This window comes from Flavobacterium sp. TAB 87, from assembly GCF_001529295.1.
In the GTDB taxonomy this organism is placed as follows: domain Bacteria; phylum Bacteroidota; class Bacteroidia; order Flavobacteriales; family Flavobacteriaceae; genus Flavobacterium.
In genome coordinates this window covers 222817-239373 of record NZ_LLWK01000038.1, presented here as the reverse complement: position 1 = coordinate 239373, position 16557 = coordinate 222817, and the positions used below count along the sequence as shown (strand labels likewise).

General features: G+C 35.2%; 14 protein-coding genes. 7 read left to right on the top strand and 7 right to left on the bottom strand.

Annotation, left to right across the window (positions count from 1 at the left end; translation table 11 throughout):
• The first annotated feature begins 14 nt into the window (after positions 1-14).
• On the top strand, positions 15-2699 hold the full coding sequence (locus AP058_RS13205) for a reprolysin-like metallopeptidase (RefSeq protein WP_066311767.1): 2685 nt from the start codon (positions 15-17) through the stop codon (positions 2697-2699).
• 1 nt (position 2700) lies between these two features.
• Here the strand turns inward: AP058_RS13205 and AP058_RS13200 are convergent, their stop codons facing one another.
• Positions 2701-3381 (bottom strand): ComF family protein, encoded by a 681-nt coding sequence (locus AP058_RS13200; RefSeq protein ID WP_066311766.1) that lies wholly within the window; start codon positions 3379-3381, stop codon positions 2701-2703.
• A 98-nt stretch (positions 3382-3479) separates the two neighbouring features.
• On the opposite strand from AP058_RS13200, the gene AP058_RS13195 reads away from it, so the two are divergent.
• Positions 3480-5021 carry a glycine--tRNA ligase gene (locus tag AP058_RS13195; RefSeq protein ID WP_066311760.1) on the top strand — a complete coding sequence of 514 codons (1542 nt, stop codon included), beginning with the start codon at positions 3480-3482 and terminating at the stop codon, positions 5019-5021.
• A gap of 639 nt (positions 5022-5660) precedes the next feature.
• Here the strand turns inward: AP058_RS13195 and arsB are convergent.
• Genes arsB through AP058_RS13180 form a run of 3 tightly spaced genes read right to left on the bottom strand, consistent with a single transcriptional unit; the run spans position 5661 to position 7547 of the window.
• A complete protein-coding gene (gene arsB, locus AP058_RS13190; protein WP_066311758.1) occupies positions 5661-6686 on the bottom strand; it encodes an ACR3 family arsenite efflux transporter in 1026 nt (341 codons plus the stop codon).
• 10 nt (positions 6687-6696) lie between these two features.
• On the bottom strand, positions 6697-7200 hold the full coding sequence (locus tag AP058_RS13185; protein WP_157492728.1) for a DUF6428 family protein: 504 nt from the start codon (positions 7198-7200) through the stop codon (positions 6697-6699).
• Between the two features lie 17 nt (positions 7201-7217).
• Entirely contained in the window at positions 7218-7547 is a 330-nt protein-coding gene (locus AP058_RS13180; protein ID WP_066311754.1) for a helix-turn-helix transcriptional regulator, read from the bottom strand.
• Positions 7548-7727: 180 nt separating this feature from the next.
• Between AP058_RS13180 and AP058_RS13175 the strand changes: the two genes are divergently transcribed.
• The 4 genes from AP058_RS13175 to AP058_RS13160 all read left to right on the top strand — a co-directional run bounded on the left by AP058_RS13175 (position 7728) and on the right by AP058_RS13160 (position 11746).
• The gene (locus AP058_RS13175; RefSeq protein WP_066311751.1) at positions 7728-8543 is read left to right on the top strand and encodes a LytTR family DNA-binding domain-containing protein; all 816 of its coding nucleotides are present in this window, start codon (positions 7728-7730) and stop codon (positions 8541-8543) included.
• A gap of 174 nt (positions 8544-8717) precedes the next feature.
• Complete coding sequence (locus AP058_RS13170; RefSeq protein ID WP_066311749.1) at positions 8718-8918, top strand: hypothetical protein; 201 nt, start codon at positions 8718-8720, stop codon at positions 8916-8918.
• A gap of 91 nt (positions 8919-9009) precedes the next feature.
• Positions 9010-11064, top strand: coding sequence for a tetratricopeptide repeat-containing sensor histidine kinase (locus AP058_RS13165; RefSeq protein WP_231739660.1), 2055 nt, complete (start codon positions 9010-9012; stop codon positions 11062-11064).
• Entirely contained in the window at positions 11057-11746 is a 690-nt protein-coding gene (locus AP058_RS13160; RefSeq protein WP_066311746.1) for a response regulator, read from the top strand. The genes AP058_RS13165 and AP058_RS13160 overlap by 8 nt, the downstream gene beginning before the upstream one ends.
• Positions 11747-11781: 35 nt before the next feature.
• Here AP058_RS13160 and thiL read toward each other — a convergent pair whose 3' ends face one another.
• Positions 11782-12837 (bottom strand): thiamine-phosphate kinase, encoded by a 1056-nt coding sequence (gene thiL, locus AP058_RS13155; RefSeq protein WP_066311744.1) that lies wholly within the window; start codon positions 12835-12837, stop codon positions 11782-11784.
• Between the two features lie 191 nt (positions 12838-13028).
• Between thiL and AP058_RS13150 the strand changes: the two genes are divergently transcribed.
• Complete coding sequence (locus AP058_RS13150; protein WP_066313425.1) at positions 13029-13508, top strand: DinB family protein; 480 nt, start codon at positions 13029-13031, stop codon at positions 13506-13508.
• Between the two features lie 44 nt (positions 13509-13552).
• Here AP058_RS13150 and AP058_RS13145 read toward each other — a convergent pair whose 3' ends face one another.
• Together AP058_RS13145 and lepA are read right to left on the bottom strand one after the other, a co-directional pair.
• Positions 13553-14512 (bottom strand): YafY family protein, encoded by a 960-nt coding sequence (locus AP058_RS13145; RefSeq protein ID WP_066311742.1) that lies wholly within the window; start codon positions 14510-14512, stop codon positions 13553-13555.
• A 129-nt stretch (positions 14513-14641) separates the two neighbouring features.
• A complete protein-coding gene (lepA, locus tag AP058_RS13140; RefSeq protein WP_066311740.1) occupies positions 14642-16438 on the bottom strand; it encodes a translation elongation factor 4 in 1797 nt (598 codons plus the stop codon).
• Positions 16439-16557: the final 119 nt, after the last annotated feature.

Genomic DNA, 16557 nt, shown 5'->3' with positions numbered 1-16557 from the left:
GAAATTGATTTTGTATGAAAAGAGTATTACTATTCCTTTTTTTTGTTTGTACTGGTTTACAATTGTATGCCCAGAATGATTTAATTTGGAAAAAAGAAGCTACTCCGGCTTTAACCAGTCGTGGACTGACTGCAAGTGAGTCAATATATTATCAATTGGATGAGGTTTTGCTGCAACAACGATTGAACGCATTGAAAAACACCAGTTCTAAAAAACAAATGACTACACTTTCGTTCCCAAATTCGGAAGGAGTTTTAGAATCTTTTTCTGTTTGGAAAACATCTAATTTTGAACCTGAATTACAAGCGAAATATCCGGAAATACAGTCGTATGAAGGTGTTAGTTTACAAGAGCAATCGAATCGAATTTATTTTAGCATTTCACCAATAGGTGTTCAAAGTATGACCCTTAAAAGCAACGGCAAACGCGATTTTATAGAAGCTGTAGATCGCAATACCAAGAAATACGAAGTTTTTTCAAACAAAAATCAAAAATCCAATTGGCTGTGTACAACGCAGGATGTTGCATTAAATTCTAAATTACAGACTTCGGCAAAACCGGTTTCTAATACAAAAAATTTCAAGACATTGCGTTTGGCACTTTCAAGTACTGCAGAATATACCGCTTATTTTGGAGGAACCAAACAAGGTGCTCTCGCGGGTATGAACGCAACTATGACACGAGTTAATGCTATTTTTAATACCGATTTGTCTGTAAAGTTGGTTTTAATTGCTACTAATGACCAAATAATATACACCGATCCAACTACGGATCCATACTCAAACGCAAGTGCTGGAGTGGACGGCGCTTGGAATTTGGAATTGCAACAAAACTTAACGGTAACAATTGGCAATGCGAATTACGACATAGGTCATTTGTTTGGCGGATCGGGCGGTGGTGGTGATGCTGGTTGCATTGGTTGTGTTTGCGAAAATCCGAAATTTGCGACCGATGCGAATGCAAAAGGAAGTGCGTATACCTCGCCGTCTGATAGTAAACCCGAAGGAGATAGTTTTGATATTGATTATGTAGCACACGAAATGGGACACCAATTAGGAGCAAATCATACTTTTTCTTTTGAAAGTGAAGGAACGGGTGTAAATGTAGAACCAGGAAGCGGCTCGACGATAATGGGCTATGCGGGTGTTTCTGATTATGATGTGCAACAAATTTCTGATGGATATTTTACTTATGTGAGCATTTTACAAATTCAGAATAAATTAGCCTCAAAATCATGTGCTATAAGTACTCCAATTGCTAGTGATCCTCCGGTTGTAGATGCGGGTCTCAATTATGTGATTCCGATCACTACTGCTTTTGTTTTAAAAGGAATAGGTTCCGCTACGGATGGGAATTCGCTAACATACTGTTGGGAACAAAATGATTCAGTTGGCGCTTCGGTTGGCGCTCAAAGTAAAGCGATTCCTTCAAAAGTTGACGGACCTTTGTTTCGTTCTTTTTTACCTAAAAATACCGCGATTCGCTATATGCCCGAACAAAGTAAAGTGCTCGCTGGAGCTTTGACCTCTACTTGGGAATCGGTTGCATCGGTCGGTCGAACATTAAATTTCACTTTAACCGCTAGAGATAATGCTGCGCAAGGTTTGGCTCAAACCAATACCGATGCCATGGTTGTTACCGTAAATGCGAATACGGGACCTTTTGTAATAACGTCTCAAGACACAGAGAATATTGCTTGGCAAAATGGGAGCCAGCAAACCATAACTTGGTCAGTTAATAACACAACAAATTTAGCAGGATCAACTAACGTAAATATTAAGTTATCTACAGATGGCGGCGTAACATATGATACTACCTTAGCGTCCAATACGCCAAACGATGGCTCGCAAGTAATTACAGTTCCTCAAACTATAAAGGGAACAGATTGTCGTATTTTGATTGAACCGACCGCAAATATTTATTATGCGATAAATAGTAAACCAATTGCTGTTGGCTATTCGGTAACTTTTAGTACTAACACTTATGTCTTTCAAGCACCAGTACAAATTCCAGATGGAGATAAAAATTACACGAAATTGACCTTTGTAGTTCCGCCAACTTCGAATACTCAAAACGATTTGGCAGCTAATGATAAAATTGCGGATGTAGATGTTAAGATGAATTTTACACACTCGTATGCTGCTGATGTTGATTCGTATATTCAGCATCCACAAGGAACTGTGGTGCGATTGTTTAATCGAAATTGTTCGAGCGCATCTACTACTTTAGATTTAATTTATGACGATTCGGGAGCTGCAATTTCTTGTGGATCTGCGGTTTTTCAAAAAGTATTGCCATCAGATTATTTAAATATCTTTAATGAAAAAGAAGCGCAAGGAATTTGGACTTTCGGAATTAGGGATCAATTTGCGACTGATGCAGGAACTTTAAATTCGGCTTCTTTAACGATTACAACTAAACATTTTATCTTAGATAATCCAGAGTTTGAGACTGCCGATTTTGCGATATATCCAAATCCGAACAATGGAAATTTTACTGTAGAACTTAAAAGCAGTTTAGAAAATAAGATTCAAATTTTAATTCATGATTTGTTGGGACGAAAAGTGTACGAGCAACGTTTTGAAGGGAGAGCAAATTTTATTGAAAGTATACAGATGAACCGTAAGATGGCTGGAGTTTATCTGGTAACCGTTATCGATGGAGATTCCAAAACCGTACGAAAAATAATAATTCGGTAGTTCAATTGGCCATTGCCATACAAATGATGCTAATTTTGGCCCCTGGAATTTTAAGCAAAGCGCGCGAACAAGCTTCTAGTGTGGCGCCAGTAGTTAACACATCGTCTACTAAGACAAAGTGCTTGTTGTGATCTTGATCGGTAAATACGACGTCAAAAGCTTTCTCGATTCCTTCGGCTCGACCCAAACGATTCTTTTTGGATTGTGTTTTAGAATAGGTTTTGCGAAGAAGAATTTGTTCGTTAAACTGTAAGGATAAGTTTGCGGCTACCGCTTTTCCAAAAGTAGTGGTTTGATTGTAGCCTCTTTCCCTTTGTTTTTTTGGATGCAGAGGTACCGGAATTACAATGTCAAAAGGAATTTCAGGTTTAATTTCTTTTAAATCTTCGGCATACCAGTTGCCTAAAATAGAGCCAATTTCTTCTTGTTTTTTATATTTTAAATGGTGAATTAATTCTTGTGCGATTCCATTTTTATGAAAAGATAGAAAAGCAGAAGCATGAATAACATCAATTTTGCCATAAAACTTTTGAAAAGCTTCATTTTTTGAATGAAGATGATGCTGCGTAAGTGGAACTTCGTGTCTGCATTTGGTGCAAATTACAGTTTCGTTGGCAATCAAAAAAGCATGACAACCGGAGCAAACTTTCGGAAAAAATAGATTTAAAAGATGTTTCCACATACTTAGGAAGAATTTATTTATAAAAATATAAAATTCAACGCAGCAATCTTTGCCTATTTCCTTTTTTTTAAGGGTTCTTTTTATATTTTTGCAGTACTATGGCAAAACAAGAAGATATATTTAAGAATGTAGTTTCGCACGCAAAAGAGTACGGATTTATTTTTCCGTCGAGCGAAGTCTACGATGGTTTAAGTGCGGTTTATGATTATGCACAAAATGGAGTAGAATTAAAAAAGAACATCCGTGAATATTGGTGGAAATCGATGGTACAGATGAACGAAAATATTGTCGGCTTAGATGCTGCAATATTGATGCATCCGACCACTTGGAAAGCTTCGGGTCACATTGACGCTTTCAACGACCCATTGATTGACAATAAAGATTCTAAAAAAAGATATAGAGCTGACGTATTGATTGAAGATTATGCTGAAAAGCTGAATCAAAAAGCGATCAAAGAAATCGAAAAAGCGAGAACTCGTTTTGGCGATGCGTTTAACGAACAAGAATTTGTTACGACGAATGCTCGTGTGATGGAATACAAAGCGAAAGAACGCGAAATTCTAGAAAGAATGGGTCGTTCTCTTGGCAATGAAGATTTGGGTGATGTTAAATCTTTAATTGAAGAATTAGAAATTGCTTGTCCAGACTCTGGTTCAAAAAATTGGACTGAAGTACGTCAATTCAACTTGATGTTTGGTACCAAATTGGGCGCTTCGGCAGATTCAGCAATGGATTTGTTTTTGCGTCCTGAAACAGCTCAAGGTATTTTTGTGAATTTTGCAAACGTACAAAAATCAGGTCGTATGAAAATTCCTTTTGGAATTGCCCAAACAGGTAAAGCATTTAGAAATGAAATTGTTGCAAGACAATTTATTTTTAGAATGCGTGAATTTGAACAAATGGAAATGCAATTTTTTGTACGTCCAGGCGACGAAATGAAATGGTACGAACATTGGAAAACAACGCGTTTAAAATGGCATTTGTCACTTGGTTTAGGAGAAAAAAATTACCGTTTTCACGATCACGAAAAGTTAGCGCATTATGCTAATGCAGCGACTGATATCGAATTTAATTTCCCATTTGGATTTAAAGAATTGGAAGGAATTCACTCGCGTACTGACTTTGACTTGAAAGCACACGAACAACATTCAGGCAGAAAATTACAGTATTTTGATGCAGAACTGAATCAGAATTATGTGCCTTATGTGGTAGAAACTTCAGTTGGTTTGGATAGAATGTTCTTGGCTGTTTTTGCAACTTCATTGCAAGAAGAGGTTTTAGAAGATGGTTCATCTAGAACTGTATTGAAATTACCATCGGTTTTGGCTCCAACAAAAGCGGCTGTTTTGCCATTGGTTAAAAAAGATGGATTGCCTGAAATTGCACATAAAATCATTGCTGATTTAAAATGGGATTTCAATGTGGCCTATGATGAGAAAGATGCGGTTGGTCGTCGTTACAGAAGACAAGATGCATTGGGAACTCCGTTTTGTATTACGGTAGACCACCAAACGATCGAAGACCAAACGGTTACGATTCGTCACAGAGATACGATGAAACAAGATCGCGTAAAAATTACTGAATTGGCTGGAATTATTGAAAACGAAGTTTCGATGAAAAACTGGTTGATGAAGATGTAATTTTCGTTAGATTTTAAATATTTAAAGTCCCAAATTCCTAACACTGGAGTTTGGGATTTTTTTTAAATTATCTCATAATATGTTAACTACAATTCCACAAATTCTTGCTAATTATTTGATTTTAAAGTTGCGTACGATCTCCTGCAAGGTTTTTTTTAACCTTGTAGGTATGATTTCCTTAAGTGTATTTTTTTTATTTTTAAGATCAGAATGCTCAAAAGTTTCCTAGGAAATAGCGAGCTTTTTTTAACCACAAATTCCACAAATTCTCGATAATTATGATTTTAAAGCTAAGTAAGATCTCCTGCAAGGTTTTTTTTAACCTTGTAGGTATGTTTATACGTTGTACGATTTTTGAAAAAGTAATCGCGGAGATTTTGCTTGTTTTTAAATAAGTGAAATCAGAGTTAGAAACTTTATTCGTTGTTTTTCCAGCGGAGATTTCCCCTAAATAATTTGTGTGAATTAGTAAAATTTGGGACGAACTACAAGTGCAAAAAATGGTGGTCGATCCTAAAAATAATGTTGTAATTAAAATCTAAATGTGATTTTGAAAATCGCGGCCGCGTGAGGGATAGAGGTGGCTACCGTGTAGACCCGAAAGCCCGACGCCGACCCCGTGGGAGGCGGCACGCCCAACTAGTAATACTTTTTCTTGAGCCAAAAGGAGACTTTTACCAAGAGGATAAGCGCGGGAACTTCGACCAGAGGGCCGATAACACCCGTAAATGCTTGGCCAGAGTTGATGCCAAACACCGCAATGGCAACGGCGATGGCGAGCTCGAAATTGTTTCCAGCGGCGGTGAAAGAAACGGCGGTATTTTTGTCATAGGTTGCTCCAACGGCTTTGGTGGTGAAGAAACTAATAAGGAACATGAGTAGGAAATAAATCAGCATGGGAATGGCGATGATGATGATGTCTTTTGGGATTTGCAAGATCAGTTCTCCTTTTAGACTGAACATCACAACAATTGTGGCCAATAATGCGATTAAAGTAAGTGGCGAAATGGTTGGGATAAATACGGTATTGTACCAGTTTTCGCCTTTGCTGCGGACTAAAATAGCGCGGCTCAAAAACCCTAAAATAAAAGGAATGCCAAGGTAGATGGCCACACTTTGAGCGATGGTTGCGATGGAAATATCGACGATCGCGCCGTCGAAACCAAAATAAGGCGGTAGAATGGTGATGAAAATCCAGACATAAAAACTATAGAAAAAAACCTGAAAAATACTATTTAGGGCTACTAAACCTGCGGCATATTCGGAATTTCCTTGTGCGAGATCGTTCCAGACTAAAACCATGGCGATGCAGCGCGCTAAGCCGATGAGGATTAGTCCGATCATGTACTCTGGATATTCTTTTAGGAAAATGATGGCTAGAAAAAACATCAAAAAAGGTCCGATTATCCAATTTAGTACGAGCGAAATGGATACGATTTTTGTGTTTTTGAAAACCTTTGGGAGTAATTTATAATTGACTTTTGCCAGTGGCGGATACATCATTAAGATTAAGCCAATGGCGATAGGAATGTTGGTAGTTCCTGAGCTGAGGCTGTTGATGTGCGTGGATATTGCGGGATAAAAATAGCCTAAAGCCACGCCAATAAACATGGCAATGAATATCCAAAGTGTGAGGTAATTGTCTAAAAAAGATAGTTTTTTCATGGATTACACTTTAGCAGCAACCTGAATCTGGTGTGCAAACATTCTCTGATGCATTGGTGATTTTAAGTTTTGGTTTTGGAGTGCCGCAAGCTTCTCCGCGATCGATGGCTTTGCATTGCGTGGCATCTGTTTGCAATTTTAGGATAAGTTCGTCATTTTTGATTTCGAATTCCTGCGGAAGCATTTGTTTGGTCTCAAAAACAGCATTTCCAAATTCAATTTTTACTGCGGCATTATAATCTAGAGCAACTGATTTTTCGACCAATTCGATTATAGAAAGTGCTTTGGTAACTTGCATGGAGCGATTATTCTCTAGCACTTCCGGCTCCCAAAGTTGCACGATAATCTCTGTCCATTCGTTCTTTTTTCCGCCACAATCTACCGACGTAATGTTGGCTTGCTTGATCTCGGTGATGTGAAAAGAAGGATGTACAAAAGTGTCTTTCGTTATTTCGAATTGCAAATGATGTGATGGAAATTGACTTAATTGCGATTTAAATTCGGACCATTTCATAGTGTGAGTTTTTGATGTTAACAGCATTTGTTTTCAGTAATAGAAAAAGCTGTAAGTGTATTTAAAAATAATTTGATTCGGTTAAAAGTCTCAGGGTTTAAGCAATAGCAGCTGTTGTTTCCGCTAATGTTGCCTTGTATTAACCCTACTTTTTTTAGTTCAGATAAATGCTTGGAAATGGTAGATTGCGCCAATGGCAGTACGGCTACAATGTCGCCACAAATGCAAGATGGTGTTTGTATTAAGTGCTTGACAATGGCCAAGCGCGCGGGATGCCCTAATGCTTTTAGAATTTCGGCCATTTCGTTGGTCTCCATGTCAAAGCCAATTGTTTTTGTGATTCCCATATCGCAATATTACGATTTGTTTTTTGTGTGGAAATATTATTTTTCATTTTTTTATTGCAATGTTTTCTTTTAGCCAATAAATTTTGTTTTTATTAATTTGATTCAAATAGATAGTTTTTTTTATGTTTATTTAATATTTGTAAAATTTGGCGGTGCCAATTTAAATAGTAGAAAAATAGAATGAGTGCATTAACCTATATTATTATTAATGATTGTCTTGAAACTACTGCGCAGCTTAAGGATTATGCTGATGATTGTCAAGAGTTACTCTTTGTAGCTTCGGCCACTGAGTATCAAAAAGGTTTAGACTTAGTCTTAGCACATACTCCTAAAATAATATTTCTTGCGATAGATCCTAAAGCTAAGGAGAGTCAATTGTCGCTGCATTTTATTAATGCACTACATAAATATTTGACTGTTGTTCCGAAAGTCATAGTGACAGCAAAGTCTAAGGAATTGGCTTTTGAAGCGATTAATTTTCAGGTTTCGGGATATTTATTGCAGCCGATTCACAGAAATGAATTTTTTCAAGCGGTTTTAGCTATTACAAAAACGAGTAAATTAGAACAAATGCAGCAGCAAGCGCTTTCATTATTAGATGGTAATGTTGAATCTAATTTTGTTTCGAATGTTATCAGTTCCGAAAAATCATTGTTATTGTGTGTGAAATCATATGGTGATTACCGATACATTCGGGCCAATGAAGTCGTTTATTTTAAAGCCGATAATAATTCAACGGACATCTATTTGCAGACTGGCGAGATGATCACTGCTTTTAAAACGTTAAAGCATTTTGAAGGTTTATTACGGAATCCGTTTTATAGAATTCACAACAGCTATTTAATTAACAGCAATTATATTGCGCGCATACATACTGGTAGCAAGTTATGTACGCTTCGAAATACGGTTAAAAAAATTCCGTTTTCTAAGTCTTATAGGTCTAATATTGAGTTAATTATTGATAATTTTTCAGAAGACAATTACTTAGAAGTCTAAGAATTAGTAATTTACCTTGTATGACTATACGCACGCTAGTGTACGAGTTACTTGTACCATAAAGAGGCTTTTATGCATCAAAAAATGGGGGTTTAGGTTTTAGTTTTACACCAAGATTTGCAGTAAGCAGGTCCAAAAGTAGTAAAAAATATAAAAACATAAAACCAACAAAACATGAAAAAATCTATCTTAACATTCGGTCTTTTAGCTTCAGTAATGGTATTAACTTCTTCATTTTCTCCAGAAGTTTCGAATGAAAATATTGCAATGAATATAACTTCTAACTCTATTGATATTGGTGGAAGTTCAGTAGGTGGAAATAGAAAAGTAGACATCAACGGAAGTTCAGTTGGCGGAAATAGAAAAGTAGATTAAATAAAAAAAATGTCTTTTAAAGAGGTTATCGTATTGATAACCTCTTTTTTTATGCTTACTTTTTAGTATTTTTGATAAATATTAAAATAATTTGAAGAATAAAATTTTTGCAATATGTATTTGTATTTCATTCTTACTTTCTTGTACGCATAGAGACGATCCAAAAGAACTAGTCAAGTATGATAAGGATAGCCTGCCAGAATATCTATTATTAGCAAATGATTACAGTTTGACTTTTGAACACAAGCGTAATTTTAATCAGAAAGCTTTTGATATTATTGTGGAGCATCCCAATGACTCTATTGGTAGAATAAACTTATTTAAGGTTGCTAATCGATTTTATAACATGGGAAGTTGGCCAGATTATAAAACTACAGTAAGCACAATTGTACATAAATCTAGAGAAATTAAAGACTCTGCTTCATTAGCAAAGGCATTTACTTATTTTGGAGATTACTACGTTGCACAGTCAAAGTCTGATAGTGCTTTTTACTTTTACCTTCAAGCAGAGAAAATTTTCAGAAAAAGAAATGACAATTTTAACTTAGCTAAGACATTCTTAAACAAGGCTACGCTTCAGTATGAAATTAGTGATTATGTAGGAAGTGAAATTTCTACTTTTAATGCCTTACGAGCATTAAAGGATGAGAAAAGCATTACTGTACTTTTTGATTCCTATAATCTTTTAGGAGCTTTGTACAACGATTTGGGAGACTATAATAAAGCACTAGAGTTTCATAAAAAAGCTTTTTCTGTAATTAATACAAATTTTATTCCTGAAGAATTTCAGCCAAAGGCCACTTCATATAATAATTTAGGGTACGTTTTTCTAAGCTTAAAAGATTATAAAAAAGCAGAGTTTTATTTTAATGAAGCCTTGGGGCAAAAAAAATTAAAACAACAAAAAACGGGCTTATACGCTATAGTTTTGGATAATTTGGGATATGCTAAATTCAAAATGAAAGATACGAGCGGTTTACCAAAACTATTCTACAAATCATTAAAAATACGAGATAGTTTACAACTAACTGCAGGAATTATTGCTAGTAAACTGCACTTATCTGAATATTATATTGCTAATAATGACAAGGCCAAAGGACTTCAGTACTTAAAAGAAGCCTTGGCGACTGCGAAAACATCGGGAAACGCTCGTAATGTTCTCGTTGCTCTAAAGCAACTTTCGGTTTTAGAGCCTCAAAAAGCCTCCGTTTACTCTAAAAGTTATATTCGTATCAATGATAGTTTGCAAAAAGCAGAGCGCAAGATGGGAGATAAGTTTACCCGTATAGAATATGAAACAGATCAGGTTATTAATGAAAATCAGGCGCTGAGTATGCAAAACCGAACTTTGTTTTATGTGTTTAGTATTTTATGTTTGATTGGATTGTTTTTTTATAGCTACAAATCACAACATATTAAACACCGCGAGTTGATCTTTAGACAGCAGCAACAACTGGCAAACGAGGATATTTATAACTTAATGATTCAGCAGCAAAATCAAATTGAAGGCATTAGGATTAATGAGAAAAAACGAGTTGCGCAAGAATTACATGATGGTGTTTTAAGTCGAATGTTCGGATTGCGCATGAGTCTAGATAGCATCAATCAAATAAATGACGACGATGCCTCGAAAAAAAGAACTGTTTACTTGGATGAATTGAAAAATATCGAACAAGACATTCGAGAAATATCACATGATTTGAGCAAAGAAAAGTCAGAATTAATTAATAATTTCGTTACTATTCTTGATAAATTATTAGAAGATCAAAAACGAAATTTTGAAACGTGCTTAACAGTTGCTATTGACAGGGCCATTAAATGGGAAAATATTGAAAATGCAAAAAAAATCAATATTTACAGGATCATTCAAGAAGCTTTGCAAAATTCAAATAAATATGCCAAAGCTCAAAAAATAGATATCGTTCTAAAAAAGCAAAAAAATACACTGGTCTTAACAATAATTGACGACGGAATTGGTTTTAATATTAGACAATCCAAAAAGGGAATTGGTTTGCAAAATATAAAGTATAGGATTAAAGAATGTAATGGAAAATTTGAAATTAACTCGGACACAAATGGTACTGTGATCACAATTATTTTCCCGATGAAACCCAATAAACATAATTTAAAAAACTACGATGTCTAATACCAACAAGTCGAAAAAAATTAAGCAAAGCATTTTAATAGTTGACGATCATCCTTTTATAATTGAAGGATACAAAAACGGAATCGCGAGATATAAGTCAGATGAATACGAGTTTTCGATCACTCAAGCTAAAGATTGCGAATCTGCGTATAACATTATCACTGGTTCAACAGTAAATCCTTTTGACATCGCTTTTTTGGATATAAGTATGCCGGCTTACGAAGAAAAAAACATTTTTACGGGAGAAGATTTAGCAAAATTGATAAACGCTAAAATGGGGACTTGCAAAGTCATTTTGTTAACCATGTTTACTGAAATGTTAAAGATAAAAACCATTATAAAGAAGATTAATCCCAGTGGACTAATTATTAAAAATGATTTAACCTTTGATGAGTTGCTGTTCGGTTTTGATAAAGTAATAAACAACGAGAAATATTACAGTAAATCGGTTCTCAAAATGCTGCAACAATCAAAGAATAATGCAATTGAATTGGATCAGTTTGATAGAGAGATTTTATTTCATTTATCTAAAGGCACAGAAGACAAAGAATTCCCAAAATACATTCCGATTACCTTAAGTGCAATTGAACGCAGAAAAGTAGAGTTAAAGAAATTATTTAAGATCAAATCAGGATTAGATTCTGAGCTAATTAAAGAGGCCAAATTAAAAGGATTTATATAAAAAAAGCGACATTTAAATAATGTCGCTTTTTTGTTCTATTCTGTTTCTTCGCTTAAAGCGTTCCAGCCTCTTGCCTTTATAGCAATTTTGGTATCTGCTCGTGTGACTAAATGGATACCTTCGGATTCGTCGCACATGTGACCGATCACAGAGAAGTTCGGATTTCCTTTTATTTTATCAAAATCATTAATGTCAATAGTAAATAAAAGCTCGTAATCTTCACCGCCATTGATAGCCACGGTAGTACTGTCAATATTGAATTCTTCGCAAGCCGAAATAAATTGAGGATCTAAAGGCAATTTATCTTCGTATAAATTACAACCAACTTTGGATTGTTTGCAGAGATGCATGATTTCTGAAGATAATCCGTCAGAAATATCGATCATCGAAGTCGGTTTTATTTCTAGAGCATGAAGCAAGGTGCGAACATCTTTACGTGCTTCTGGTTTCAATTGACGTTCAATTAAATAAGTATATAAATCTAAATCTGGTTGTGAGTTTGGATTTACTTGAAAAACTTGTTTTTCTCTCTCCAAAATTTGCAAGCCCATGTAAGCGGCGCCCAAATCTCCGGTAACTACTAACAAATCTGTTTTTTTGGCTCCATCTCTATAGGCAATTTCAGCTTCATCAGCTTCGCCAAGAGCGGTAATACTTATAATTAAACCAGTTTGTGATGAGGTCGTATCGCCGCCAATAACATCAATATTGTATTCTTTGGCAGCCAACGAGATTCCAACGTATAATTCCTCCAAAGCTTCTAAAGGGAAACGATTAGAAACGGCAACTGAAACCGTGATTTGTGTCGGTTTTGCATTCATTGCGCAAATATCAGAGAGATTTACCACCACTGCTTTATAGCCCAAATGCTTCAACGGCATGTAAGCCAAATCAAAGTGAACACCTTCAATCAGTAAATCCGTCGAAACGACTACTTTCTTATCTTTAAAGTCTAAGATCGCAGCATCATCGCCGATACTTTTCAGTGTAGATTCTTGTTTGATGTCAAAATCTTTAGTCAAATGTTCAATCAAACCAAATTCACCCAATTGTGCAATGCTCGTTCTTTGTGGATTTTTATCTTCTATCATTTTTTATGAATTCCAGTGATTTTTAAGAGGCAAAGATACAAAGTTGTGAAGGTTTTCTCTAATTTAAAAAAGCATCCATTTTTGCCCAATTTTTATAGTTCTGTAAATTCTAGAATAACTTTTAATTTTCACTACTGACAAACTGTTGTCACTCGATGAATCTACCTTTGAAGTACTTAAAAAATAAAATTATGAAAACAATTGAAGCGCAAATTATTACATCTGAAGATTTATTGAAACACTGGCAAGGACATCGTGCATTAACACGCAAAGTTATTGAACTATTTCCTGAAAAAGATTTCTTTGAATTTTCAATTGCAGGAATGCGTCCTTTTTCCAAAATAATTGATGAACTTTTATCCATTGCTTTTCCTGCACTTAAAGCTATTGTCGAACAAGAAGTAAAGCCTTTTGGCGAAGGCGAAGAAAATTTAATCTCTAAAGCGCAGTATCTTGAAAAATGGGACGAATCGACCTTAAAAATTAATACCTACTGGCATAAATTATCAGCTGATGATTTTAGTAAAACTTTTAATTTGTTTGGACAATATGAATTTCCTGTCATTCAAAATATTCTATATTTTATAGACAATGAAGTCCATCATCGAGGTCAAGGATATGTTTACTTAAGAGCCTTGAATATTGACCCTCCATTTTTCTGGGAAAGATAAAAAAATAAAATGCCTAAGATGATTTTCATTTTAGGTGTTTTGTTTTATAAAAGTTTTTGTTTGTTCCGTTCTAATAATTCTAGCACTCTAGTTTTTAATTTTTCAGGTTCTAGTATTTTTGCATAATCGCCAAACATTAAATACCAACGCGGAAAACCTTCTTCTATTTCACGAGTTATAAAAGTCATTTCTATTTTATCACCTATTTCTTTTTCAGATACAAAACCGTAATATTTTCGTTCGTATGCTAGATAATGCGCTATTTCTTTTTCTACAAGAATGCGAATTTTGATTGTCGAAATGGTTTTTTCTTTATCTAAATACGTTTCTAAAGAATTATGTTTTATTGTAAATGCCGCTTCTGTTTTTATAATTTTATGAATGCGATCTGCTCGAAATTGTCTGTAATCCTTGCGCAAATGACAATAGCCTACAACATACCAATTGTTATTATCATGAAAAACACCTACAGGTTCAATTTTCCGTTCTGTTATTTCCTCTGAATTAAACGTCTGATAAGAAAGTAAAACTTGTGTTTTTTGGGCAATGCTTTCAAACAGAAGAGCTAAAGTATTTGGAGATTTATCATTAAAAAGCTTTTCCGAAGATTGCATTAAAACATTTGATTCTATACGCTCAACCCAGACTTTATCATCCGTTCGGAGTACTGCTTTAAGTTTGTACATAGCCGATGCGTAATGATTTCCTAGGGTTGTATCAGTGAATTTTTGCATCAATTTCTCCGCAGCAATAAAACTGCTGGCTTCTTCTCGACTAAACATCACTGGCGGTAAGCGGTAACCATCCATTAAAGCATAGCCAACTCCAGCTTCACTGTAGATTGGAACTCCAGAAGCTTCCAAAGTTCGAATGTCCCGATAAATAGTTCGTAAACTTACTTCAAAACGATTCGCTAATTCTTGCGCTTTTACAATTTTTTTGGACTGTAATTGAATTAAAATAGCAACAATGCGGTCAAATTTATTTAAAGTTTCGTCGGACATTCTATTTCATTTTTATAATTACAAAGCGATCAATTGTTCTTGTGTTAAGTGTTTAAACAAAAAAACCTGACAATTTTACATCATCAGGTTTCTATCTTAATACTTTGTACTTATCTCTTAATACTAAATTTAATCATTCAATTTCAAAACAGCCATAAATGCTTCTTGCGGAATCTCAACGTTTCCAACTAAACGCATTCTCTTTTTACCTTTTTTCTGTTTTTCCAATAATTTACGTTTACGAGAAATATCTCCACCGTAACATTTGGCGGTGACGTCTTTACGCAATGCTTTAATGGTTTCACGCGAAATTACTTTTACACCAATTGCGGCTTGAATTGGAATGTCAAACTGTTGACGTGGAATTAATTCCTTCAACTTTTCACACATTTTTTTACCAATAGTGTAAGCATTGTCAACGTGCATCAAAGATGACAAAGCATCTACAATTGTTGCATTTAATAAAATATCAACTTTTACCAAATTAGAAGTTTGCATTCCAATTGGTGTATAATCAAATGACGCATAACCTTTAGAAACTGTTTTCAATCGGTCATAAAAGTCGAATACAATTTCTGCCAATGGCATATCAAAGTTCAACTCCACACGTTCGGTAGTCAAATAAGTTTGATTCGTGATCACGCCACGTTTTTCAATACACAAACTCATTACGTTACCTACATAATCTGCTTTAGTAATGATGGTTGCTTTTATAAAAGGCTCCTCAACACGTTCTAATTTTGATGGTTCAGGTAAATCAGATGGATTGTTCACAATTAGCGCTGTGGTCGGTTCTCTTTTGGTATAAGCCAAGTAGGAAACGTTAGGCACTGTTGTAATAACGGTCATGTTAAATTCACGCTCTAATCGCTCCTGAATAATCTCCATGTGTAACATTCCTAAGAATCCACAACGGAAACCAAAACCTAGAGCAGCAGAACTTTCAGGTAAAAATACCAACGAAGCATCGTTCAGTTGTAATTTTTCCATTGAATTTCTCAATTCTTCGTAATCTTCAGTATCAACAGGATAAATTCCAGCAAATACCATTGGTTTCACATCTTCGAAACCAGTAATTATATTTTGCGTTGGCGTTTTCGCATCAGTCAACGTATCTCCAACTTTTACTTCTTTTGCTTCTTTAATTCCAGAAATCAAATAACCAACATCACCAGCAGATATTACATTTTTTGGAACTTGATTCAGTTTCAAAGTACCAATTTCGTCGGCATAATATTCATTGCCAGTAGCCATGAATTTAATTTTTTGACCTTTTTTTATTTCTCCATTTTTTACACGGAAAATAACTTCGATTCCACGAAATGGATTGTAGTGAGAGTCAAAAATCAAAGCTTGCAACGGTTCATCCACATTTCCTGTTGGCGGTGGAATTTTTTCTATGATGGCTGCCAAAATATTTTCGACACCCAAACCAGTTTTACCTGATGCATGAATAATATCTTCTAATTTACAGCCTAGCAAATCAATAATGTCATCACTAACTTCTTCAGGATTGGCACTAGGAAGATCGACTTTATTCAGAATTGGAATAATTTCTAGATCATTTTCTAAAGCCAAGTATAAGTTAGAAATAGTTTGTGCCTGAATACTTTGCGCGGCATCTACAATTAATAAAGCGCCTTCGCAAGCAGCAATTGATCGAGAAACTTCGTATGAAAAATCTACGTGACCCGGGGTGTCAATAAGGTTCAAGATGTATTCTTCGCCCTTGTACGTATACTCCATTTGTATGGCGTGACTTTTTATGGTAATGCCACGTTCGCGCTCCAAGTCCATGCTATCAAGCAATTGCGCTTTTTCTTGACGCGCGGTTACAGTCTGTGTAGCGCCCAATAATCGGTCTGCTAGTGTGCTTTTTCCGTGGTCAATATGTGCAATAATGCAAAAGTTACGTATCTTTTTCATGTTCTGTATCTGTAATTTTAAGGATTAAACGCAACTGCATTTAATCGGCAAAGATAATGTAAAGTTTAAACAAATTGTGTATTTGATTTTCATTATATTTTCTCCTTTTTGGCACTGTT